This is a genomic window from Isosphaeraceae bacterium EP7 (assembly GCA_038400315.1).
In the GTDB taxonomy this organism is placed as follows: Bacteria; Planctomycetota; Planctomycetia; order Isosphaerales; family Isosphaeraceae; genus EP7.
In genome coordinates this window covers 3,970,206-3,993,812 of sequence record CP151667.1, presented here as the reverse complement: position 1 = coordinate 3,993,812, position 23,607 = coordinate 3,970,206, and the positions used below count along the sequence as shown (strand labels likewise).

The window sequence follows — 23,607 nt, the reverse complement described above, 5'->3', positions numbered from 1 at the left end:
ATGAGACGTATCATCCTGGTCCTGTCGGCGATCGCCGGGACCGTCGGTCTTGTGCAACTCGCTCGCCTCGCGTCCGACGACGCGATGCCGTCCATCGCGTGGGAGCCGGCCCCGTCGAGGCCCCACGAGCCGCCTCCCGGCCCGGTCCCGACGCCTGGCCTCCAGCTCGACGCCGTGGCCATCCGGCCGGTCCTCAGGGACATCGACACCGCCCGGAAGGTCGACCCGGTGCCGCGATCGGCCCCGACCGTGGTCCCCATCCCCATCCCCGACCCGGACGCGGGCGCCATCGCGGCCAGGCCCGCCTCGGCCCCGGCCCTCGCGCCGGCGTCCGCCGAGTTCGCGGGCTTCCCGCTCGACGCGCCGCGGTCCGTCAACGTCCGTATGGACGACGGGATGCGGCAGCGTCTGAGCCCCCGCGCACAGAACGACCAGCTGCGCGACTGGCTGCTGATCACGGTCGTGTCCGACGCCGGCCTCTCCACCTCCGAACGTAACCAGGCACTCTTCGACGTGCCCACCGTCCGTCACGATTACATGCGGACGACGGCGAACTTCGAATACGGCCCGAGCCGCTCCTGCGCGCTGGGGAATCATCGGGTGCTGGCCTTGGTGCCGAAGGGCCCCGAGGCGGAGCGCAAGGACCACCTGGCCCGGATCGCGGACGAGTACCGCAAGAACACCGGGGCCAAGCCCGCCGAGCTCGTCGTCTTCGAGTACGAGCTGGACCCCGGCCGCTCGTGCGCGACGGTCACGCGACGGCCCCCGGTCCCCGGCGTCGACCTCTTCCAGGCTTCCTACGGCTACCACGAGCGCGTCGTGGGCGACGCGGCCGGGCTCGCCGAGTTCCTGAAGGCCGCCCCCAACCTCACGTTCGCGAACCGGGACGACCTGGGCCTGCGCGTGGGCGGCCGGCAGCGGATGGCCGGCGCCGTCCAGGGCATCGGCGTCGAGGACGTGGCGGCCATCTGGAAGGCGCAGGATGCCCTCCGTCGCGAGCAAGTCGCGTTCCTGGCGAAGTGGGAGCAGAAGGAGGCCGAACTCAAGGCGGGCTGGGAGCAGCAGGGGAAGGCCTTTGAGGCGCGCCAGCAGAAGGCCATCGATGACGTGCTCAACAAGGCCGTGCTCGGGGCCGGGGGCGCCGATCGCCTGGACCCGGGCCTGGGGCGAGGAGGACCGGAGTTCCTCCTGCCCGGCTCGCCCCAAACTCCTCGGCGGCCCATGCCGAGCACCAACGATCCCGAGATGGATCGACTCCTCCGCCAATTCGAGGGGCAGCAGGGGCTGCCCGGCCTGCCCGATATCGGGCAAGGAGCGATGGGCTTGGCGGGGGCCCTCGATGTCGAGACCGTACGGGCCCTGGCCCGGCTGAAGCAGGAATTTCAGGCCGAGGCCAGGAAGTTCGAAGAACGGGTGAAGGCCGAGGGCGACGCCTTCCGCAAACGCTTCGAAGAGGCCATCGTCGGTCAGAGATTCCTGCACGGGACCGGCTTCTCCCTCGATCCGACCTACGACTTCCAAGCCCTGGAGCGGAAGTTCGTCGAGCTCTCGCCTCGTCTGCTGGAGGCGTCCAAGGGCTGGGCGCATCGGATCGGTCAGGATCGCGTCGATGCGGTCACGCACGCCCTGAGGCAAGGGGATGAGATCCCGCTGAACCAGCTGATCCACGAGGTCGGCAAGAACGGGAGCATCGCGGCGTTCCTGCTCGCCCGCGACCTGAAAATCGCGGAGCGCGACTGCCAGTTCCAGCGGGCTCGCTACGACGGCGACCTCGCTGGAACCGAGGCCGGGATGGTTTTGTTCTACACCGACCTGCTGGCCAAGCTGTGGGCGATCGACTACAGCTACGACTCGCCTCGGGGGATCGAAGACTTCACGGCGATGGCGAACACCTCGGTCTCGCCGATCTTCGCGAAGGAGGACGACGAGCTGAACAACACGCGGCTTTGGTTCGGCCCGCAGGACCGGGGGTTCCAGGTCGCCGAGGGGCGTCGCACCCTCCTCTTCTCGCACATCGCCACGCGGATCTTCGCGCTGTCCCGCAGCAACACGACCCGGAGCGAGTCGCAGGCCAACGCCCGTTCCGAGGCGTTCCTCGGCTGGTGGAACGACCATTACGAGGAGGTCGCCGCGTTCGAGCCGCAATACGAGCGCCTCAACGCCATCATGAAGTGGAGCCTGGTGGCCAGCTGGCTGGCCGAGGGGGAGGACCAGGACCAGGATCAAGGCCAGAACTGGGATCCGCTCGGCTTCCTCCAGAATGTGGACGTCGACCGCAAGGCCTGGTTCCCCGACTGGGCCAGGTCCGGCAAGGAGGCCCTGCGCTTCACGAAATGGGACGACATCACGTTCCACGAGCGCGGCTACAAGGGGACCTCGACCGAAGCCCTAGATATGTTGGGCTCCCCGTCGATGGCCCCGCATCCCCTCAAAGGCGGGGTTTCGCTCGCGAACGTCGAGGTGATAAAGAAGCACGTCGCCCTGCCCGAGACGCGCCCGGGGAACCCCCTGAGCCTTCGCGGCAATCTCGACCTCAAGGCGATGGGAGCGGGCAGCGATCGCGTCACGACCCTGGACGGGATCGAGCACACGTTCGTCGGCCTGGGCGGCCGGGCCCCCGGCGTCCGCTCTCAAGTGATCCGCGGCATCAAGCTGCGCGGCCGGTTCGAGGAGCTGGCTAATGGGAAGGCCCGCGCTGCGACTGGGTTCGGCGAGACCGCGAACGGAGGCGCCGGCGGCGCAGGGAAGGGCCCCGGGGTCACGTTCACGCACACCTGGCAGCCGGACGAGGGGCCTCGCCGCTCGATTGCGACCGGCGTCGAGCTGGGCGGCTCCTCGACGGGGCTGGGGACGCTCCGCATCGAGGGCGTGCGTAACGGGTTCGACGTGGATTTCGTGTCGCACGACATCGACAAGGGGCAATCTCTCGCCCGGCGCCTGAGCACCGAGAAGGACCTCGCGGCCGCGCTGGCCGTGGAGCCGAGCGTCGAGCACGTGTTCGCGCAGGGGGACGGCTCCCTCTGGGTCCGCCTCCACGGCTGCGCGAAGTGGCTGAAGCTAGCCCCGGCGAAGGGCGAGGAGGTCGCCATTGGCGACGGCTGGCACTCCCGCTCGGCCGACACGGGCCCGGACGCCAGGCCCCTCAACCTCGCCTGGTTAGACCACGCGGAGGCCGCCCGGGCACTGCAGCAATCCGAATGGCTCGCCATCGAGGTGCCCGCGACCGCCGACCAGCGGCCGTTGATCCGCACGCCCGCCCGCGGCCCGCCCGAGTCCGGCAAGGGGCTGAAGGTCCTGGCGGGCGGCGCCGGGGGCGGCAACGGCGGTGACCCGCCCTCGTTCACGTGCTTCGCCGACACCGAGAACCCCAGGCGTATCTTCCTCCGGGTGGGGGAATTGCCCAGGGACCTGCTGGCCACGCTCGCGGTCATTGACGCGGTCTTCGACGCCACCAACGGCGAAGGGGTGCGGGCCGCCATCCGCGACGGCAAGGCCGATTTCACCGTGCCCACGCCGCCGGCCGGATCGGAGGCCATCATCGCCGCGATGCTCGGCGGAGGGATCGCCGAGGCCGCCCGGATCATTGCCAATGACCCGGTGAAGGCCAGGCGAGCGCTGGACTGGCAGCGAGAACACGAGACCCGACGGGCCGATGAGCTCCTCGACGCCAACCGCCCCGCCGAGGCCCTCGAAGTCCTGGCCGACCTCCGGCGCGTACAGGGCGACAGCCCGACCCTGACGGCCAAGATGGTGACCGCGGAAACCCTGAGCAACCGGCCCGGGCGCGCCGCCGAGATCCTCAACGAATTCCGCCCGCGCACGCCGACCGAGGCCGACCTCGTCCTCGACGAGATCGGCGCACGCCTCAAGGCCCCCGACCTGCCGGCCCCCCAGCGCGAGAACCTCCTGCGCGAGGCCCGATTGGTCGACTCCCGCAAGCACGACCCCAACCCGGGCCCCGAATCGGGGATGGCCCTGTTCGCCGCGACGAGCGGTCGGCTGCTGCTCGAAGGTCGATATCAGCTCACCGAGCTGAAGCCCCAGCGCGAAATCGGCGCGTTCGATCAGTCCAATCCCCCCTTGCTCCTGTACGACGAACCCGCCTCCGTGCGCGACTGGTCGCCCGCCGGCGGGCTCTCGACCCTGAAAGGCCTGATCGAGGGCCAGGGCGCCGACCTGTTCGCGCTCCAGGCGACGAGCCCCGCGGCCAGGCAGATCGCGCACTTCCAGCCCGATCTCGTCACCGTCAAGACGGGCTCCGATCCCGCCCTGCTCGGCCCCAACGGCGAGCCCCAACGCTATCGCGCGGCCCCGTTCACCCGGCGAGCGGAATCGCCGAGAAGCTACGTCCGCTACGACCCGAGCGGCGACGCTCGCGACGTGCTGCTGCTCCGAACCAAGCCCGGGGCCCAGGCTAAGTAAGGGAGCGCCCGCGCCGTGATGGATGACCCCCCGGACACCCCCGAAGACGGCGACCTGTTCGACCGCGCCGAAGACGCGTGGCGCCACGGGAACTGGGCGCTGGCCCTGAATCTGTACCTCGAACTCCTCCCGCGGCGGCTCCTCCCCGGGCGCGGCACGCTGGCGTCGATCGATCGCGTCCTGCTCGAACGGATCGCCGACCTAGCCGTCTCGTTCGGGCATGAGGGGCCGGCCGACACGCTGCTCCGCGCCGCCGTCGCCTCGGCGGATCAGGACCGGAATTTCGTCGCGGCGGGCTACTATCGCTTGAAGCGTGCCCACCTCGCCCTGCTCCGCGGCGTGCCGGTCGAGGCGAGAGGATTGATCGCATCTCTGGAGCCGCACATCGGCCCGCTCCGGAGGACCCCGACGCGCGCCGAGGACCTCGCCCCCTGGGAACGCGGCTGCTGGCCGACCGCCTCGCCGCCGGATCGCTCCCTGCTGTTGTCGCGCCTCTACCTGGTCGTCGGCCTCTGGCTCTCGGGCCGCGGCCTTTTCGGGCAGGCGGCCCTGTTGCTTGATCGGGGGGCGCGGCACGCCGTGCCGCCGGCGCCGGCGCTAGCCTGCCAGGCGCTGGCCGCGCTGCGCTTGGCCCTGGCCCGGACGCTCCTGGAGCAGGGCGAGTTCGCCTCATGCGACGGCGTGCTCGCGCACCTCGCCGGCCTCGTCGACCCCGAGCGGCATCCCGCGCATCACGTCGAATGGCTAGAGCTGCGGGGGAAGCTCGACCTGCTGCGCGGGGAGTTCGGCGCGGCCCTCCGCACGGCCGAGGAAGTCGTCGCCCTGTGCCGTCGCGGCGGGTTCGCCCGGGCCGCGTTGGCGGCCGTCCTGAATCAGGCCCAGATCCTGCTCTTCCTCAACCAGACGTCCGCCGCCGCCGACCTCGTGCGGTGGGTCGATCGCGCGGCCCGCGCCATCGGCGCCGAGACGACCGCCGCGCGGGGCGAGTTCCTGTCCACCCTCGTCCGCGCCCGCGCGATCCACCTCGGCCACCCCGGGACGGCCCCCTCGGTCATCGAGTTGTGGCGCGATCGTTCGCCCGGTCGCCCGGGAGGCGCGATCGCTGTCGGCCGACCGCCCGAACTGTCCGCTCCCCCGACCTATCTGGCACTGTTCGAGGATCGGGCGCTGGAACTCCACTGGGCGATGGCCGCCGGGGACCTGGCCTTCGCCGGTGCCGCCTTCAACAACCTGCGCGACAGCTTTCAGGTCGGGGAATCGTCGTTGACCGTCTCCCGGCTCTTCCTCTACGGAGCGATGCTGGCCCTCGATCGGGGCCACTCCCTCGAAGCAAAGCGCCTGCTCGACCTGGCCATCCCCTCGCTCGATCGGCTCGGCCTGCGCCCGGACCTCTGGCAGGCCCTCCGCCTGCGCGCCCGCTGCGCCGACCTGCACGACCAACCCGATCGGGCCGCCCTCGACCTTCGCCTCGCCGACCATCTCCTCGGCCGTCTCACGAACTCGCTGTCCGGGGCCCAACGGGCCATCTACGGCTGGAACAAGTGGGCCGAGGCGGAGGAGTGCTTCGCCCGCGAGGCCGCCCTCCTGGCCGAGGAGGCCGCCGACGCCCCGCAAGCCGACGGACCCGATCGTCGCGCCCATCATCGCCGCGTGCAGGCCTTCCTCGATCGCCTCGACGAAACGCGCCGCGACGTGTTCCGCTCCCAATCCGGCCGGGACGACGGGCCACGGCCCGCCTCGGGCCCCGACTCCGACCCCGATCCGTGGCGCACCCCGCCCGACCGGGCCATCCTCTCGTTCCTCGTCCTGCCGGAGGCCGTCTTCGCCTACCGCGTCTGTCGCGGGCGGCTCGACGCCTTCACCCGCCCATTCCCTCGCCCGCGGTTGCGCGGCCTCGTCGCGCGATGGATCGAGTGCGTCAGCGACGACGACGACGCCCAGGCCGACGCCCTGTCCGAGGAACTGTCCGACGACCTGGGGCTGTCCGAGCTCCTCGACGGGCTCCCCGCCGACGTCCGTCGCCTGACGATCGTGCCCGACGACAGCCTGCACGGATTCCCCTTCGCGGCCCTGCGGCACCGCGGCCGCTACCTGGCGGAGGATTACGCCCTGAGCGTCGCCTTCGACCGGTCCCGCCAGCCGTCGTCCCCCCCGGCGTCGGGCGGCGGGCTCCTCGCCGTCGCCGTTTCGGGCGGGCTTCCCCCCCGCGCCAACTACCCACGCGGAATCCCCTCCCTGCCCGGCACAATCCCGGAGGTTCTCCGCACGGCCGACTGGTTCCGCACCCGCTCCGTGCCGGTCTCCGTCCTCGTCGACGGCGACGCCACCCGTCCCGCCGTCCTCTCTCTCTGGCGCGAGGCCGAGTTCGTCCACGCTGCCTGCCACGGCCTTTTCCGCCCCGATCAGCCTGACTCCTCCGGCCTCCTCCTCCTGCCCCGCGACGGCGATCCCGAAGTCCTGAACCTTCGCGACCTCTCCCGCGTGACCTTCCCCCACTTGCGCCACGTCACGCTGTCTAACTGCTGGCTCGCCGACAGCTTCCTCCTCCCCGGCCGTCTGACCGTGAGCCTCCCCGAATCCCTCTGCCGCTCCGGCGCCGGCAGTGTCCTGGCCTGCTTATGGCCGGTCCACGACGAAGAAGGTGCCACATTCGTCCATTCCTTCTATGATCACGCCGACGCATTGCCTCGTGACGAAGCGGTAGCGGCCGCTAGGCGGGATTTTTTGACCTTAGGCCCGTCGCGGCGACGCCTTCTCCGCCATTGGGCCGGTTTTCAGCTGTACGGGGACCACGGGCCATTATTAGATAACATTAATAAGGCGGAAATGATCGCGTAAGAGGAGCCCACCCAGGGGCGAGATGATCGTCTAAAAAGAGCCCACCCCAGGCGGCCCCGTTACGGTGAACGTCCTCTCAGGGATCGATCACCCGTACGGAGGCCGAGGACGTGCTCACGGTGGACGACTACGGCGCGATTCGGCGGGCTCGTCGTGATGGCATGTCCATCCGGCAGATCTCCAGGCAATTCGGACACACTCGCAAGACCGTCCGGCATGTCCTCGACCATGCCGAACCGCCGACACCGACGGCCCGTGACAGGACAGCTCCGCTCCTCGGTCAGGTCGAGCCGATCATCGATCGCATCCTCGCCGACGACGAGGATGCTCCTCCCAAGCAGCGGCACACCGCCGCCCAGATCCATCGCCGCCTCCGCGACGAGCATGCCTATCCCGGAGGCTATGCCCAGGTCCAACGCTATGTGCTCAAGCACCGGCGCCGGCATCGCGAGACCTTCATCCCCCTCGGCCACCTGCCGGGACGACGCATGGAGGCCGACTTCGGCCACATCCACGTCGACTTCCCCGACGGCCGCAGGCCCGTCCCGTTCCTCGTCGCCGCCTGGGCCTACTTCAACGCGCCGTTCGTCCTGGCCCTGCCGTTCGAGCGCACCGAGGCCGTCCTCGAGGGGATGGTCGCCGCCTTCGAGTTCTTCGGCGGCGTGCCCGTGGAGGTCTGGTGGGACAACCCCAGGACCGTCGCCACTCTGATCCTGAAAGGGCGCGAGCGCCGAGTCCACCCGCGATACGCGGCGTTGGCCAGCCATCACGTCTTCGAGCCGAGGTTCTGCATGCCGGCCCGCGGCAACGAGAAGCCCGACGCCGAGGGCACCGTCAAGGCCGTCCAGAAGCGGTTCGCTACCCCTGTCCCTCGCGTCAACGACCTCGACGAGTTGAACACCTTGCTCCGCCTCTGGTGCCATTGCGAACGCGACCGGGTCGTGCGGTCGCTCGCCGGCCCGTTCGTGATCAAGGACCGGCTCGCCGAGGACCTCGCCTCGGCGTCGCCCTTGCCCCGGAATCGGTTCGAGGCCTGCGTGATCCATCCCGCCGTCGCGGTGGACAAGTACCAATCCGTGGCCTTCGACGGCAACCGCTACAGCGTCCCCCGGGCGTTCGCGTTCGGGCTGGTCACGGTCAAGGGCTTCGTCGATCGCGTCGCGATCGCCTCGGGCGGCCAGGTGGTCGCCTCCCACGCCCGATCGCTGGAGAAGTCGAGGATGATCCTCGACCCGCTCCATTTCCTGGCGGTCTTGGGCAGGAAACCCGGCTCGCTCGACCACGCGCCGGTCTTCCGCGACTGGAGCCTGCCGGCCTGCTTCGTCGACTTCCGGGGGCGACTGGAGCGTCAACACGGCCCCTCGGCCGGTGCCCGGCAGTACGCCCGGGTCCTGCAACTGCTCACGGAGCACCCCTTGACGCGCCTGAGCACTGCCATCGAGACCTGCGTGCGCGAGCAGCGCGACACGGCCGACGCCGTGATCCGCCGCACCAGGGCCCTGGCATCGATCGAAGCCGCAAAGGCCCCCGACTCTTCGACCCCTTCGGAGTCATTCGCCACAACCCGAGTCGACGTACCGCTGCCCGACCTGAGCCGGTTCGACCAGCTCCTGGGCCGCGTCGAGGACAGCCCGATCGGCGTGTCCTATGCCTGATCGAATCACTCCAGCACTCTTTTCAAGGAGGACCTTGCCGATGGCCGATGTCACGATCGAGCTGCTCAAGACCCGGCTGAAACAGCTCCGCCTGCCGACGATGGGCCGGGAGTTCGAGAGGCTGGCGCGAGACGCCGCCTCGAACAACCAGACGCCCGCCGAGTTGTTGCTGCGACTGACCGAGGTCGAGCTGGCCTCGCGATCGGCCAACGCGGTGGCCGCGAGGATCAAGAACGCGGGATTCCCGGTCGAGAAGGATTTCGACACCAACGACTTCAGCGTGATGCCGAACCTCTCCAAGCCGAAGACCCTCGAGCTGGCCCGAGGCGAGTGGATCGACCAGAAATTTAACTGCTGCCTGGTGGGCAGCCACGGGACTGGAAAACCTCGCCCAGCGTAATACCCCTCTGGTCACGGAGGAATGCGAGGGGCAAGTCACCGTCACCGACCCCGGTCATCCGCTCTTCGGCAAGACGTTCAAGCTCTCCGGGCTCGCACGGCTCCCGGGACACGTCCGTCACTGCCAGGTCGAAGTCCTCCCCGGCCTGATCGCTTACATCCCCATCGCCTGCACCAACCTTTCCGCCGAGCCCCGCCCCGAACCGACCGTCCTCACTGTCGCCGCCGTTGAAGCCCTGCTCGCCGCCTTCCAAGCTGTGCGCTCAGGAAGGAGGGGCGACCATGCGGCCGATCCCAAGCCAGCGCGTCTGGGCACTCCTGCCCCGGAACGAGCGCGACGCGGTCACCGAGGCGATGATCGGGGTTCTCACGGAGGTCGTCGAGAATGAACGGCTCGACCAAGATCCTGCCGACCCACCGGCAGCGTCAGGCCGTCGTCTACCTGCGGCAGTCGACGCCCAAGCAAGTCCTCAAGAACTGCGAGAGTGCCGCCAACCAACGGGCGCTCCGCGGTCGCCTGCTCGAATGGGGCTGGCGCAAGGATCAGATCGTGCTCATCGATGAAGATCAGGCCCAGTCCGCCAAGCAGGTCGCGGGGCGGGACGGGTTCCAGCGGCTGGTCGCCGACGTCAGCCTGCGCAAGGTGGGCCTGATCATCGGCACCGCGGTTTCTCGGCTCTCGCGCAACTGCGCCGACTGGCATCGACTACTCGAACTGTGTGGGTTGTTCGACACCCTCATCGCCGACGCCGAGGGCATCTACAATCCTCGTGATTTCAACGATCGTTTATTGCTTGGTTTAAAAGGAACTTTATCGGAAGCAGAACTTCATAGCATTCGTCTAAGGATGGATGCCGGCCGGCTCTCGAAGGCCGGGCGGGGCGAACTGGTGCAACACCTGCCGACCGGGTACGTCCGCGACACCGCCGGAGTCGTGCGATTCGACCCCGATCAGAGCGTCCGGGACCGCATCCAACTGGTCTTCGCCAAGTTCGGCGAACTGGGCAGCGCGCAGAAAGTCCTCCGGTATATGGCGAAGAGTCAGCTGAAACTCCCGCGCCGACAGACCTCGGGACTCTATGCGGGCACCGTGCTATGGAAGGAGCCGACTTCGCACGTCGTGCTCTGGCTCCTGAAGAACCCCGCATACGCCGGTGCGTTCGCCTACGGCCGGCGGATCGTCGATGCGACACGTCAGGTCCCCGGTCGCCCCGCGACGGGAAGGATCCGCCAGCCCCGCGACCGCTGGCTGGCCTTGGTCAAGGGCGTTTACCCGGCGTACATTACGTGGGAGGAACATGAGCGGATCCTGGTCACCATCGAGGAGAACAGGCAGAAGATGGCGGAGCGGCTGACGCGGAAACAAGCGATCCGTTGCGGCGAGGCCCTGTTGACGGGGCTCGTGCGTTGCGGTCGATGCGGCCATGCCATGCAGGTGATCTACAAGGACAACCGATTCCAATACGTCTGCAATGTCTACCAGTCCTTGCATGCCAAGCCGAACTGCCAGCACATCGGCGGACGCCCGATCGACGAGGCCGTGGTGCGGGAGTTCTTCAAGGCGCTTCGGCCGGCCGAGATCGACGCCCTCGAATCCGTCAACGCCAAGCAACTGGAGCACCAAAGGGAGTTGGAGCGTCACATGGAGCAAGAGGTCCGAAGGCTGGAATACGCGGCGAGACGCGCCGAACGGCAGTACGACAGCGTCGACCCGGAGAACCGCCTGATCGCATCGACCTTGGAGTCGAGGTGGGAGGCCGCCCTCGTGGAACTCGAGCAGGCGAAGACGCGGCTGACCGAGTTGAAGAGTCGCGACACGCCGCCAGTCGCGATCCCGGAGTCGTTACGAACCGCCTTCGCTGATGTCGGCCGCCGCTTGCCCGACATCTGGGCGCGACTCCCGGTCGATGCCCGCAAAACGATGTTGCGGACCCTTGTGGCCGGGGTCAACCTCGATCGCGACACCAACGGTATCGTCCGGATGAGGATCGTGTGGAGCGGCGGGCTGGTCACCGAGACGTCGTTCCCGGTGGCGATGTCGTCGTTCCGCTCGACGGAACGAGAAACGCACATCGTCGAACGGATTCGTCGAGCGGTCGACGAAGGCCGGGACGACGCGACGATCGCCGAGAGACTCAACGTCGAAGGCCTTCGCCCGTGCCGGCGGTCGAGTTTCACCCCCGCGATCGTCGGCAAGCTCCGCCGCCGCCATCGCATCCTGTCGCGCCTGGAAAGACTCCGACGGGGCGAGCCCATGCCGGGCTACACCACCCTCGAGATGGCCCGCTTGATCGGTGTCGATCGATCCTGGATCTCTCGCAAGATCAGCAGGGGCCAAATCCTGCTGGAGAAGGACGCCTGTTGCGGATGCTACCTGTTCCCGAGAACGCGTTCGGCGATCGAGCAAATGAAGCGACTCAAGGAGGGCAAAGTGCCGCACGTCTCTTTCCCAAAGGAGCACTGCGATGGCTGAGTCAAGACGCATCTTTCGGTCGGGCTCGGCCAGGCCGCCTGTCGGGCCGGCCTGCGAGTGCGCTTCTTCACGGCGGCGGAGCTGGTGAACCGGTTTGAGAAGGAGCAGAAGCAGTACACGCTGGACCGGTTCCTGGGCCAGCTCGAGAAGGCGCACCTGCTGATCTGCGACGAGCTGGGCTACGTGTCGATGAGCCGTGGCGGGGTGGAGCTGCTGTTCCGCGTCTTCGCCGACCGCTACGAGCGTGGCAGCCTGCTGGTGACGACGAACCTGCCGTTCAGCGAGTGGGGCCAGCTCTTCCAGGGAGAGCGGATGACGGCGGCCCTTCTCGACCGGCTCTGCCACCACTGCCACATTTTCGAGATGAATGGCGAGAGCAACAGATTCCGCGAGTCGATGAAGTCGAAGAAGAGCCGAAAGCCCGAGTGACCAAGACCTGCCGCTCTTGCCCAGAGCGGCCATTTTCCAGGACCAAGTGGGCTCCTTTTAGACGATCAGGGTGGGCTCCTTTTACGCGATCATTTCCACTTCCCGAATGGCCCCTACCCGCACCTCTATGCCCGCTCAGCCAGCCTAAAAGGCCAACTACCGCACCCGGCAGGGCGTGCCATCAAGGTCTCGCCACGAGGGCGTCGGCGAGTGACTCCAGGACCGCCGGGTCGCGGAGGTAGCTCATGTGGTCACAAGCCACGGGGTAAACCTCGTACAGAGGTCCTGCGGGGCGTACGCTCGAGATCGCCACGACGAGATCGTTGTCTCCGGCGGAGAAGAACGAACGGGCGGATTCGCGAGCCTGACCGGGCGAAATCAACGAATTGATCAATCGGTCGAGCAGGCTCACGTTGAACGGACCACTCGAATTGAATGCCATCGGGAGGATCGATGACTGACCGGCGAGCACGGCGTAGGGGATGTCGGGCTCGCCCCCCTTCGCCAGTTCGGCGAGGATGGGAGAACCGGCAAGGCTATCCCTAAGGACTGCGGAGGAATTCGGGCCGAGCGCCGCCAATTGCGCGATGACCGGGGCGGGCCAGGCAATCTTGGTGAACTGATTGAACCCAAACGCGAGGGCGAGGGTCGACCAGTCTCGCGGGCCTGGCCAGGTTAGGCCGGCGTTGGGTGTGCCCAGCATAACGAGCCGGCTGGCCACAGCGGGGCCACCCTCGCGTTCGATGAACCACCGGGCGATCAGGCCGCCGGTGGAATGGGCCACGATGTCAAGTTGCTTCCCGTGCCCAACTCCCAACCCGACCAACTCCAGGCATTCCCGGAGGTTCTTGGCATTCTGCTCGATGCCCGCGTCTCCACCTTCGACGTCGAAGGTCAGCACCGCGTCGTATCGGGACGCTAGAGTTGTTCCATCAGCGAGCCTGGCGAATTGGACGGCCGATGCCATATCCCGAACGTCGCCGATGAAGCCGGGGATGAGCAGCAGGACGCGGGCGGACTTCGCGACTCGGTCGCTGACTTCCGCATGATTGCCGATCGTGGTGACGACCCCGTTGGACGCTACGGCGACGGAGAAAATCGATCGCGTCGGAGCGGGGAGCTCCGCGCGATCGACCACCTTTTCCAAGAAGATCTTGATGGCGCCACCGAGCGATCGCCCGTCGGCCAGCGTCGGAGGGAGCCGATCGATTGCTACTGTCGTGGAGGTCTGGGAGCGGACCTCGTCGCGGCCGATCGGGAGGAAGAATTCGCCGTCGAAGGCAACGGCGATCACATGCTCATTCCGCTTTAGGGCCAGGGGGAAAGTCAGCCGGAGTGGCGACTCGTGGGTGACATGTCGCGAGTCTTCCACGCCGGTCAGTTCCAGGACGCTGAGCCCCGGGCCGCCAAACGTCCCGGGGGCAGAAAACGGCACGCAGACAGCGGGGTCCTCGACGAGGAGGCGGGGCAGATTGACGCTGCCCAGGTCGCGAGAGGCGAGAGCTTCGGTGGAGAGTCGTGCATCGGCCCGAAGCTTGGGATGCCCATTGAGAAGGACGCCATTGGTCAAGGCCTCGGATTGGCCGGGGCCCGGGACGCTGGCCTTGTCCAACGGTCGGACGGTCGTGAATGTGAGCTCGGACGTCTGCCAGTCGTCGAGGGTAGATACGGTGGGTGAGGCATTCAGCTCCCGCGTCTGGACTTTTTTGAGGATGCCATTCAGAGATCCGAGGAGGCCGATCGATTGCCTCATGCTTCGATTCGATGGCCTCATACTTCGAGTTGCCAAATCGAGGAGCGAGGGCTGCTCCAGGAGGCTCGCGTCGAATTCCTGGGTGCAGACGATCAGCTTGAGCAAGTCCTTGTACTCGATAATCCCCTGAGACCAATCCGCATCGGGGATGTTGGCCGAGATCGGTTTACCGTCGCTCGCCCAGACAGTTTGCCCGGGGTCGAGCTGGATGCAGCCGGCGCGGAAGAGGCCGGCGAAGACCTTGTATCCCTGAGTCAGATCGAGCAGGCAGCAGTAGAGCCGGCGATGGGAATTATTCGTGATGGAGATCTGGAACTGGGGACCAACAAGCCGACCATTCAGGTCCCTGTATTCGAGCCGGATCTCACGCCCGGCGACTTCCTTGCTATCGAAAAGGACCGTGATTTTGACATCGCTCGGCTGGATTGAACTGGCGGGGTTGCTCAGCCTCGCGGTCAGGGTCCATCGAGCGATGTGCTCCAGCCTGGCCACGGTGAGTTGGGCACTCGCCGGATCCTTGTCGTCGATCGGCGCGACGATCGGCCGAGTATTATCGGGGCGGGTGATCTCGAAGCTTCCCGCTTGAGCAACGAGGCAGAACTCGGCCGGCTCGCCCGGGCCGGCCTCGCGGATGAAGGGGGACGCCATCCCTTCGGGCGAGGACGTCGCCAAGGCCTTGCGGATGAGGCCGAGGGCTTCGTCGTCCCCTTGCAGGGAGACCGCGATTTGGGGCATCGGGAGGCTGATGATCGAGGCTTTGAAGACTCTGGATCGGTCGAGCGTAACCCCGCCCTCGACCTCGATCCGGCTAAAGGCGAGAGAGACCTCAACAACGGCGGCTGTGGCCAATGCCCGTGACGGGTCGCGAAGCTCTTCGGGGCCGGCGTCGAATTGGAACAGGGCGAACCGCGCGGCGTCGCTGCCGTGCGGCGAGGGAAGCCCGTGAGCCGAGCCGCCGTTGAGCGTCCATCGGCCAGCCTTCCACGAGGCGACAAACTGGGCCGACGAGGGAAGGATCGTGCCGTCGAGGAAGATGGCGTCGAGGTCATCGGGGCGGGTGGCTTCCAATTGGGGCGACTGGTTCGTCACTTGGCTGGAGACCAGTGACCTGACGCGGTCCAACAGGTTGCGGTAGGTGGGAACCCCACCAGCGGCCTTCAACGCCTCGACGAGGAAGTAGGAGAAAGCACCGCGATACTTGCCGTCGCCGAAGAATTCCTTCGCTTCCTCGTCGGGGCGGCAGGCCGCGAACAGGACGTGCCGCCCCTCGGGTGAGGCGTACCGTCCCGCGCCCACGTCGCGGCTCGCCACCTCGACTTCCTGGAGAGAGACAAGGAAAGACTCGATCGGCCGACGCCGGAGGTCGGTCGGCGCACGTCGGACGACCGACTCGATCGCGCGAGTCCCCGAGCCCGAATGGCAACAGTCGAGGATCACGGCAACATGCGGCCCCTTCGCGGCCAGCTCGCCGATCAGCTTGGCGATCTCCTTGTCGGCGAGGTCCCAGCTTCCCGGGGTCCGGCTGTCGACGCAGACGAGGGTCTCGTCGAGGTGATCCGGCTCGATCTTCCAGAACTCCTCGGGGGACTGCTCCTGGGAGCCCTGCCCGCTGAAATAGAATAGGGCGACGTCGCCCGACCCGGCCCGGGCCAGATGCTCGCGGAAGCCTCGGATGACCGCGTCGCGGGTCGCTTCTGCGTTCGTCAGCTTCCTGATCTCTATCGCGACGCCCTGCGATTCGCCACCGCGCTCGCCCAGATAATCCGCGAAGACATCGATGTCGTTGACGCATCCCCGAAGCTTGGGGTTCGGATGGGGATACTCGTCGATCCCGACCAGCAAGGCATAAACGGTCCGTGAGACGAACTCAGGCCGGGCCGCCGCCTTGACCTCCCACGCGACTTCGAGGTTCACTCCCGAGACATTCGACACGCCGGACTCGGCCCCCGGGACGCGTGAGTCGGGATCGCGGGTGAAGAGCGCGGTCCCGATGGAAAACAGCGGCGCCCCAATATCGCGCGGACGATTCTCGCCGGTGCTGGAACTCCGGCGGATCATCCCCAGGATGTCACCCACCGACATCCCTTGAGCCGCGTTCCGGATCAGGTCTTCGAGGAAGTCACTGGGCAAGTCCAGGCCTTCTAACCCCGTCGCGAGGATGACCGGCGCGTTGCCCAAACAGAACAGTTCCGAGGCGAAAGCGTTCTTAAGGAAGAGCTGAAGGGCCGCCTCGAACGGGGAGGACGGCAGCGGCGGGTTGAGGATTACGACCGGTTTCAGGTCGGACTCGGGGAGCCCTTTCAGGAATTCGTCGATGTCGCGTGACGTCAGCGTGTTCAATTTCGTGGATGGCTGGTCCGGCAGGGAGAGAGAGAAGCAGATGCCGATCGATGAGACCGCGGCGAGCGGGGCTCTGATCTGGATATAGCTGAGCGGCTTGTCCCGGAGGAGTTCCCGAACCTCCGAGAGGTCGGGACCCCGGCTCGAAACAACTGTGACCTCGTAGCCGGCCAACCGGTAGATCCTCCGGATCGCCTCTTTGAAGGGCACCAGGGTCGAATAAGAATCCTGCGAGTCGGCGGCGATAAGGAGCACGGAGCGGGGCGGCTGATTGCGGCTCAGTCGCCAGGCGCGGTCGAGCGCCCACCTAGTCGTCGCATCGGCCGTGCCGGTGGTTTCCAGCCCTTGCTGCGATTGGAACGATCGGAGAGCGTTGCGGAGCCTCGCGCCATCCTGCCCGTCGACCAGAAGGCCGCGGTCGAACATCTGTCCGAGCACGGCTTGGAGCCATCGGATCGTCGTCCGATCGGTCTCGCCTGGCCCGGTCGATCGATGGAGATGGCGGATTCCGGAAGTCTGGGAGAGGAATGCGCGGTCGCCGTCCGGTCTGCGGAGGAATTCCCAGGGGAACTGGCACAGGTTCGGGTCGTCGATAGAGATCCGGAGGTCGACGGGATTGTCGCCGCGACTCGCGAACGTATCGAGCTCCGCGAGCGTGTTCGGCGGCATCAGCAGCGAGGTCATCTCGACGGCGAGCTGTTGCCACTCCCTGACGAATGCCGTCAGTGGCCACATTGGGACGGACGCAACGGCGTCGACGGGCGTCGGGTCCCTCCCGAGCCCCCGCTCTTCCAGGAATCGGAAACCGTGAACGACGTTGCGGCCGGGTGCCGACGGCGGTCGCGTCGCGACCGAGAGACCATCTCCTACCTTCCATCCCACGTCGATCGCGAGGGCCGGGTGTGTCGGCAATAGTGGAGGTGGAGGCACCAAGACGGCCTCATCCGTCTCTTTGAGGGAAAACTTATCGGAGCTGACCGATGACGAGGCGGTCGGTATGCCGAGCGACCTCTCCAGGTCCCGGGCATTCTCGCGAGAGCGGGCCGCATCATCGGCGAACCCTCGCCGCAAGGCGACCTTGGCGCGTACGTGGAGGAGGCGTGCCATAAGCGACCTCGCCCCCGGAAATTGCGAGTTTTCGAGGCGTCGCCTCGACTCGGCGATGGCCTCGTCCGCCGCCTTGTCCGCCTCCTCGTGCGATGCGAGCAAGGCTCGCTCCGCCTGCTCGACCCAGACCATCGCGACGAGGAGCAGCTCTGAGGGACCGTAGAACGAGGCCGAGAAGGAAGGCAGCAATTCCGAGCCGCGTCGGCAAGCGTCGATCGGTCGGCCGAGGCGGTCCTCGGCCCGCAGCAGGGCGAGGAGCGGGTAGATGTTCCGTTCCTCGCGGGACTTCGCAACCTCTCCGCCGAGGAGCCCCTCGCGAGCCCGATCGAGCACTGCCACCGCTTGGTCCACGCCCCCGACTACCCGCAGCGCCTCGACGCCGAGCAGGCCCAGGATCGCGCGATCGCGCGGCGCCAGGATGACATCGTCGAGATCCGGTAGCGTGCCCAGGAATCTCGACACGAGATGAGGGGGGAGGTCGACGAAGGGCGGGCAACGATCGAGACCACCGAGCATGGCGAGGCGGGCGTGGTGCGGATTCACCTCGGCGAGCGAGCCGATCAGGACTTCGAAGTAGGGCCGAGGAGCGAGGGACTCGGCGAACTCCAGCGCGGAGAGGGCGGCGAGGACGCGAAACCGGGGCGGCGACAATTGCGTCCTCGTGACCATCTCGTCGAAGAGGGCGCGGGCTTTCTCCAAATCGCCGAGCCGCGCCGCAAGCCCGGCTCGGAGGAGGGCGATCCGGAGTGAGGACTCGGACTTGCCAGGGTCCTCCTCGTCGGCCGGCAGGGACAGGGCGAGCAGCGAGCCGGCCCCGTTGAGATCGCCGATCTGATGGAGCGTTATCGAGGCTTGCGCGGCGAGAACCCGCCTTGCACCCTCGCGGTTCGCGGGCTTGGCGAGACGCAGCCACTCCACGCCGGAGGTGGAGAGTTCCTGTAGCGATCGGTCGAGGTCCATCAAGGCCAGCGAGATCCGGGCCCTCTGTTCCCGCTCCTCGGGCTTTCGGGGGAGGAGGTCTAGATACCCGGATTTCTTCCGGAGATCGTTCCGTCCAGACTTTCGAGCTTCGCGGTGGGCGTCCAGGGCCCGCTTCGGGTCGAGCTGACTCAGCCTCGCCTCGGCCTTCAAGAAGCCTGTGGCGGGTTCCCAGGCCAGGGGGACAACTCGAGGCGTCGTAAGTCCGCCGACGAGGATTTGCCGAGGGCTGAAGACCTCTTCTGGTTGGCCCGATCGGAGCAGGATCTCGCGGCTGAGCAGGTCGAACCTGGCCTCGAACTCCTCCGAGCCCGGGCCGAGCTGGTGGGACCGCTCGTACGCGTCGACGGACGTCACCAGAGCGTCCGCCAGTTGGTCGAAGGCGAGTTGCCGGCGGGCCAAAGCCTCGCGATTCCGGAGATCGGTTGGCCGGTCGACACCCTCGGGAGTCCGGTCGATCAGCTCTCGCAGGACACCTTCTGCGTCGGGGTCGTTCCGGAACACGAGAAGGTGGGCCAGCTCTCGCAACGCCTCGATCGTGATTTCGGAATTCTTCGCGTACCGGAGCGATTGGAGCGTGGCCAGCGCAAAGTCGCCGTCCCCTCCGTCGGCATTGGCCTGGATCACAGCCTCGAGCAGGCTGACGGCCTGGGGATCGGGCTCGGCAACTGGATCAGTCAGGAGGTCAGCGGCCTTCTCGTGCCGTTTGAAGGCGTTGCTCGCGTCGTTCCACCTGCGGCGGGTGTTGCCGGGCCCCAACCGGGCGAGGTCGGCGAGGGCCCGGGCCTTGTGGTAATAGGCAAGAGAGAGGATTTCCGGGGAGATCGTCCATGACCCGTCTTTCCGCATATGCGGGCGAGGAGGGTCGTCATCCATGACGTATGCGCGACCGGTCACATCGTCGGCCAGGATTTCGCGACCGGCTGGGTCGTCGCGAAATTCCTCCGACGAGATCAGGTCACGCCAGGCCGGGCCCGCCGCCTCGCCCCGGCGCTGGAAGTCGTGATAGACGACCTCGCGGAGCCACCGGACCCGGTCGCCCCGGCCATGTTTCCGGGCGTCCTCGGCCTCCGCCCGGAAATATTCGAGGGCCTCGAGGTGGAGCGTTGCGAATAAGTTATGCTCCTGCTCCATGAGCAGGGCACGCATCGGGTTGAGCACATCCGGCGTGAAGACCAACGCATCGGCCTCGCCGGCCTCCGAGGCCACCCGCACCCAGGATGATCCTCCTGCATATTTACGGAGCTCTTCCCAGAGATCCTGGAAGATGGGTACGGTCGCTGCGCGGGGGAACGCGGGAGCGTCGGACCGGAGATTCTCCAAGCCCTTCTCCGGCCTATCTTCCGACTTCTCCCCCGTCGCCTCACGCTCGATCCGTTCCCGGATCGGGCCTGACTGAAGGAATTCGAGCGTGAGTTTCCGGGGGACGACTCCGTACCGCAGGACCCAGCGCAGTTGTTTTTGAAGCTCGCCGATCTGGCCGGTCTCGGGGTCTCGCTCGTTTTCGCCGATCCGGAGGACGACGCGGCGGATTAGATATTCCACCTCGACCGAGAGATTCGCGCGGATGTCGTCGCCGGAGAGCGAGGGCTCGCCGATCAGGATTTCGGAGAAGAGCCGGAGCTTGAGCGGGTTGCCTCGCGAACGCTCGATGGCGGCCGCTACCCGATCGGCCTGGTAACGGTCGGCCCCTGACAAGCCGCGGATCTCGGTAAGATACACGCGGGACTCTCGCTCATCGAACGGCGAGATCTCCGCTTGGATCGGCTCGGTGCCGAGTACCGCGAACTCTTCCGGTTCCAGCTTTTCCGCCAGGTCGTATCGCCCGGCCAGCATTACCCGCACTCGTCTCCCCGGCGATTCCTCGCAGAGAACCTTCAAATGTCGGAGTATCTCAAGGAGTCGCGGCCGGTGCGGAATCAGAACCTCTTCCAGCGTGTCGAGTACGACCAACGCATTGACCCCGTCGGGGAGTGTCAGCACATTAGCTAGCTCGGCCAAAGGGCTGGACGAGCCACTCTGGGACGGCCCGGATAACCGGCCGATCAGATTGACCAGTGGCTCGCCGGGGATCTGCCCATTCCATTGTGCCGCGATCGCAAGCGCGAGGGCTTCCGGACGCGAGGCCAGCTCCCCGGAGTTGGCGAAGTCGAAGTCGATCCGGGCGCATGGAATCCGCCGTTCGACGCACCATCGCGAGATCGACCATCGGACGAACATGGTCTTGCCCGTGCCACCCGGGGCGTGGATCTGGTAGGTCCGGCCCGCGAGGCCGTCGCCCGCCATCAGGCGTCCCAGGTCGGCGTTCAGCTTCTCGCGTTCCAGGTAGCTACCAGTCTGGTAGAACTCGTCCTGCCAGAACGAACGCGCGTTGAGCCTCGCCCGGCGGGCCTCGATCGACTTCCGGAGCGATTCCGGGATTGGGGAGAGATCGGAGAATATGCCGATGAGCTCGGCGCAACGGGCGAGGTCCGGCCCCTCCTCGGCCTCGCTGAATAGCTCTTCGAAGCGTGACTCGGCCCCGGCGGTGTCGAAGCGCGCGAGCTGGTAGAGCTCCTCGATCGGGTCTGGATGCGACGGCTCGCGGTGGTATGCCGCCAGCCTCCGCCTCAGCGGACTCAAGAGGTTCCTCCCCTCGTCCCACTCCATGATCAGCAATTCAATGGCTTCCGGATCGATCCGATAGAAATCCTTCCGATTGGGATCTCGCTCCACCAGGGGGTTGCTTGTCAGGCGGTCGAAAAGGACGTTATCTGGGAGAGGCGTCGGCAACTCGGCCAGGATTCCGGCGAGCTCCTTATCGAAACGCCGGGCCACCGCGCAGCGGCGCAGCAGCTTCCGCTCGGACACGGGGTCCGTCTCGGAGGTCGACTTGACCGTGATCTCCGAAGGCGTCGCGCCGCTCAGAAGCATCTCCAGGACACGCCCAATCGGGTTGCTCGGATTGCTCACTTCAACGATTCTCCGATATAAGGGCCGGCCAGTGACTTAAGCATCCAAGGGCTCCATCTCGCCGACTTCTTCTTCAGAGAAGCCGCGAAACCCTCTGTCATCACCTTCCAGCCCTCGTGGTCGACCTCCTTAGCCAGATTTTCAGGAAGTGAGCAGAGCCTTCGGAGGTAATCCGTAGCCAGCGGCACCAACTTCTCGGCCTCGATCTGCTGGACGTCGATCGGATTCGGCTTCAAGTTCATCCGTTCGGTCAGGGTCTTGTAGTCTTCCCCCTGGAGAGCCATGGCGAAGACGAGGCCCGGCAGCTTGCCGAGCGCGAATGGCTTGAAGAGATAGGGGACCAGGAACTTCGAGTAGGTGTCGGAGTTGATCCCGGACAGGGAGACCGGGTCGAGGACGAGGAGGAAAGGGCGAGTATCGTCGTCGACACGCCCGGCAGCCTCCTCATCGCCTTGCTCCCGGAGCTTGGCGGCGAGGTCCTCCCGGGCGGCGTGGGGGACTTCGAGTAGCGACTCGCGGAATGCCGAGAAGAGGAGTTCTACCTGCTCTTGGTCGCCTCCATTCCTCGGGAGTTGCCGGAGCACACCATCGCGCATCCATTCGGCCGTCGTGGGATATCCGGCGAGCCGCTGCGCGTCTCGCGGATTATTGCCGTCGAGAACGCAGTTCAGGACTTGATAGAACTTCGCCATCGCACGCCCCGGGAGCGGCTTTGATACAAGCGTGTCATCCTCTCCCTCGCAGAGGAGTCTGAGGATACTGAGGAAAGATTCGCCCCGCTTCGGGTCGAGCTCGACGTGCTTGATCAGCCGGCTTCGCCTCGCGGCCGACATCAGGCAACAGCGGATCATGTCCGTCTTGCCGACTAGCTTCTCTCCCCGGACCATGACTAGCTTGGAACTATTCGGCTCGAACTGGATCGCTTCCAGGAACCATCCACGCTCGTCGACGCGGTCGATGGACAGGAAATTATCCTTGAAGGCAGCGACCATGTCCGCCTGTTGCACGCAGAGCTGGACGCTAGCGGCATTGCGGAGCACCTGATCCGGCAGCACGGCCACGCGTAGATAGGGGATTGCCCAGTCCCAGCCCCGATTCGGATCGTTCCCCTTGAGCTGGTCGATCTTGTTGCGTGCCGTCGTCAGGGCGACGTCCATCGGTTCGCCATCGAGGATCGCCCGGTACAGGGCACCGGCAAGCTGGCCGGCCGCATCACCCCGGACCGCAGCGTGCATCCCGAGGACAGCCCTGGCGCGAAACCGGGTGAGGAACCAATCCGAGATCGACCCAATCGCCCTCCGATTATCCGATTTCCCGGCGGCGTCGAGCACCTTCCCCGCCGCATCGACCGTGTGGCAGGCATTGAGGAAGACGAAGGCGGGGGAATGCTTTCCGAGGTCGCCGTCGATGTCTACGAGCGACCAACGATGATTGATCTTCAATGTCTTGTCGTAGAGGACCAGGTATGGTTGCCCCTCCTCGTCGAGCTGACCGTGGCCGATGAAATGAAGGATCTGGGGCTTGAACCGGAGATATTGGGCCGCGATTTCCTCGCGACTGCCTTGCTGGATGATCCTCAGATCCGGCCCATCGATCGCCTCCGCGATGACTTTCTGGAGCGCCTCCAGTTCCTGCTCGGCGAGCACGCTCTCATCGCGTTCTTTCGAGCCGACAATCACGAGGATCCGGATGGTTCCGTCGCGAAACGGGGTCGTTCCCTCACTAAAGCGTTTGCCTCGGACCAGCGAACAGTTCGTGAGGCGGGCCGGGAAGATCGGCGTACGTCCCATCTGTTCCAGGCGAAGCCCCCGCAATTCATCGGGCTCGATTTCGAGGATGAACCGGCACCGCTCGAGCTCCCCATCGCCGTACATCCGGTTCCATTCCGCCGCAATATCTCCCCGGAAGATGAGGTCGTAGAGCCATCGGGCGAATTCTTTATTCTGATGGGTTGCACCCGGGTCCGGGGAGTCCTCGCCTCCCAGCTCGCGGCCTCTCCAGGATCCGGGGGATTTCAGGACGCCTTCGTTGGTGACTTCGGAGGCAACGAGGGTGGCTTTCTTCACCAGGCCATTATCATAACGCATCTCCAGAGGGTAGGCCGCGGGATCGCCCGCTTTCGGTCCGATCCAGAATGTGATTGTCTTCATGAATACGTTCGAATGATCTCGGAGGTGTGCCGCCTGTTGGGGGCGAGGGATCATCAGCCCGATCGGGGAAAGATCGGGCTGATGACCGTGGAAGTCCGACCGTCACTGGAA

7 protein-coding genes and 1 pseudogene are annotated in these 23,607 nt (G+C 66.4%); 6 read left to right on the top strand and 2 right to left on the bottom strand.

The genetic code is table 11. The annotated features are described in order from the left end of the window. From EP7_RS15445 to EP7_RS15420, 6 genes and pseudogenes are all read left to right on the top strand, one after another. Positions 1-4,422: a hypothetical protein gene (locus tag EP7_RS15445; protein ID WP_463522234.1), complete on the top strand. Its 4,422-nt coding sequence runs from the start codon at positions 1-3 to the stop codon at positions 4,420-4,422. 18 nt (positions 4,423-4,440) lie between these two features. Then, complete coding sequence (locus EP7_RS15440; RefSeq protein ID WP_463522232.1) at positions 4,441-7,260, top strand: CHAT domain-containing tetratricopeptide repeat protein; 2,820 nt, start codon at positions 4,441-4,443, stop codon at positions 7,258-7,260. A 110-nt stretch (positions 7,261-7,370) separates the two neighbouring features. Continuing rightward, on the top strand, positions 7,371-8,915 hold the full coding sequence (gene istA / locus EP7_RS15435; RefSeq protein ID WP_463522230.1) for an IS21 family transposase: 1,545 nt from the start codon (positions 7,371-7,373) through the stop codon (positions 8,913-8,915). Positions 8,916-8,955: 40 nt separating this feature from the next. Continuing rightward, a complete protein-coding gene (locus EP7_RS15430) occupies positions 8,956-9,315 on the top strand; it encodes an ATP-binding protein (protein WP_463522228.1) in 360 nt (119 codons plus the stop codon). A gap of 384 nt (positions 9,316-9,699) precedes the next feature. Continuing rightward, the gene (locus EP7_RS15425) at positions 9,700-11,787 is read left to right on the top strand and encodes a recombinase family protein (protein WP_463522226.1); all 2,088 of its coding nucleotides are present in this window, start codon (positions 9,700-9,702) and stop codon (positions 11,785-11,787) included. A gap of 15 nt (positions 11,788-11,802) precedes the next feature. Continuing rightward, positions 11,803-12,216: pseudogene (locus EP7_RS15420) on the top strand (ATP-binding protein); the annotation flags it as partial. A gap of 181 nt (positions 12,217-12,397) precedes the next feature. On the opposite strand, the gene EP7_RS15415 reads toward EP7_RS15420, so the two are convergent. Further along, complete coding sequence (locus EP7_RS15415; RefSeq protein WP_463522224.1) at positions 12,398-21,346, bottom strand: caspase family protein; 8,949 nt, start codon at positions 21,344-21,346, stop codon at positions 12,398-12,400. Continuing rightward, positions 21,343-23,496, bottom strand: a complete 2,154-nt coding sequence (locus EP7_RS15410) for a CHAT domain-containing protein (RefSeq protein WP_463522222.1) — start codon at positions 23,494-23,496, stop codon at positions 21,343-21,345. Before EP7_RS15410 ends, EP7_RS15415 begins: the two co-directional genes overlap by 4 nt. Between the last annotated feature and the right edge of the window lie 111 nt (positions 23,497-23,607).

Excerpts from the sequence above, each read along its gene's own strand:
- EP7_RS15425 (WP_463522226.1), top strand. The coding sequence starts at position 9,700 with ATGAACGGCTCGACCAAGATCCTGCCGACCCACCGGCAGCGTCAGGCC.
- EP7_RS15440 (WP_463522232.1), top strand. The coding sequence starts at position 4,441 with ATGGATGACCCCCCGGACACCCCCGAAGACGGCGACCTGTTCGACCGC.
- EP7_RS15410 (WP_463522222.1), bottom strand. The coding sequence starts at position 23,496 with ATGAAGACAATCACATTCTGGATCGGACCGAAAGCGGGCGATCCCGCG.
- EP7_RS15445 (WP_463522234.1), top strand. The coding sequence starts at position 1 with ATGAGACGTATCATCCTGGTCCTGTCGGCGATCGCCGGGACCGTCGGT.
- EP7_RS15430 (WP_463522228.1), top strand. The coding sequence starts at position 8,956 with ATGGCCGATGTCACGATCGAGCTGCTCAAGACCCGGCTGAAACAGCTC.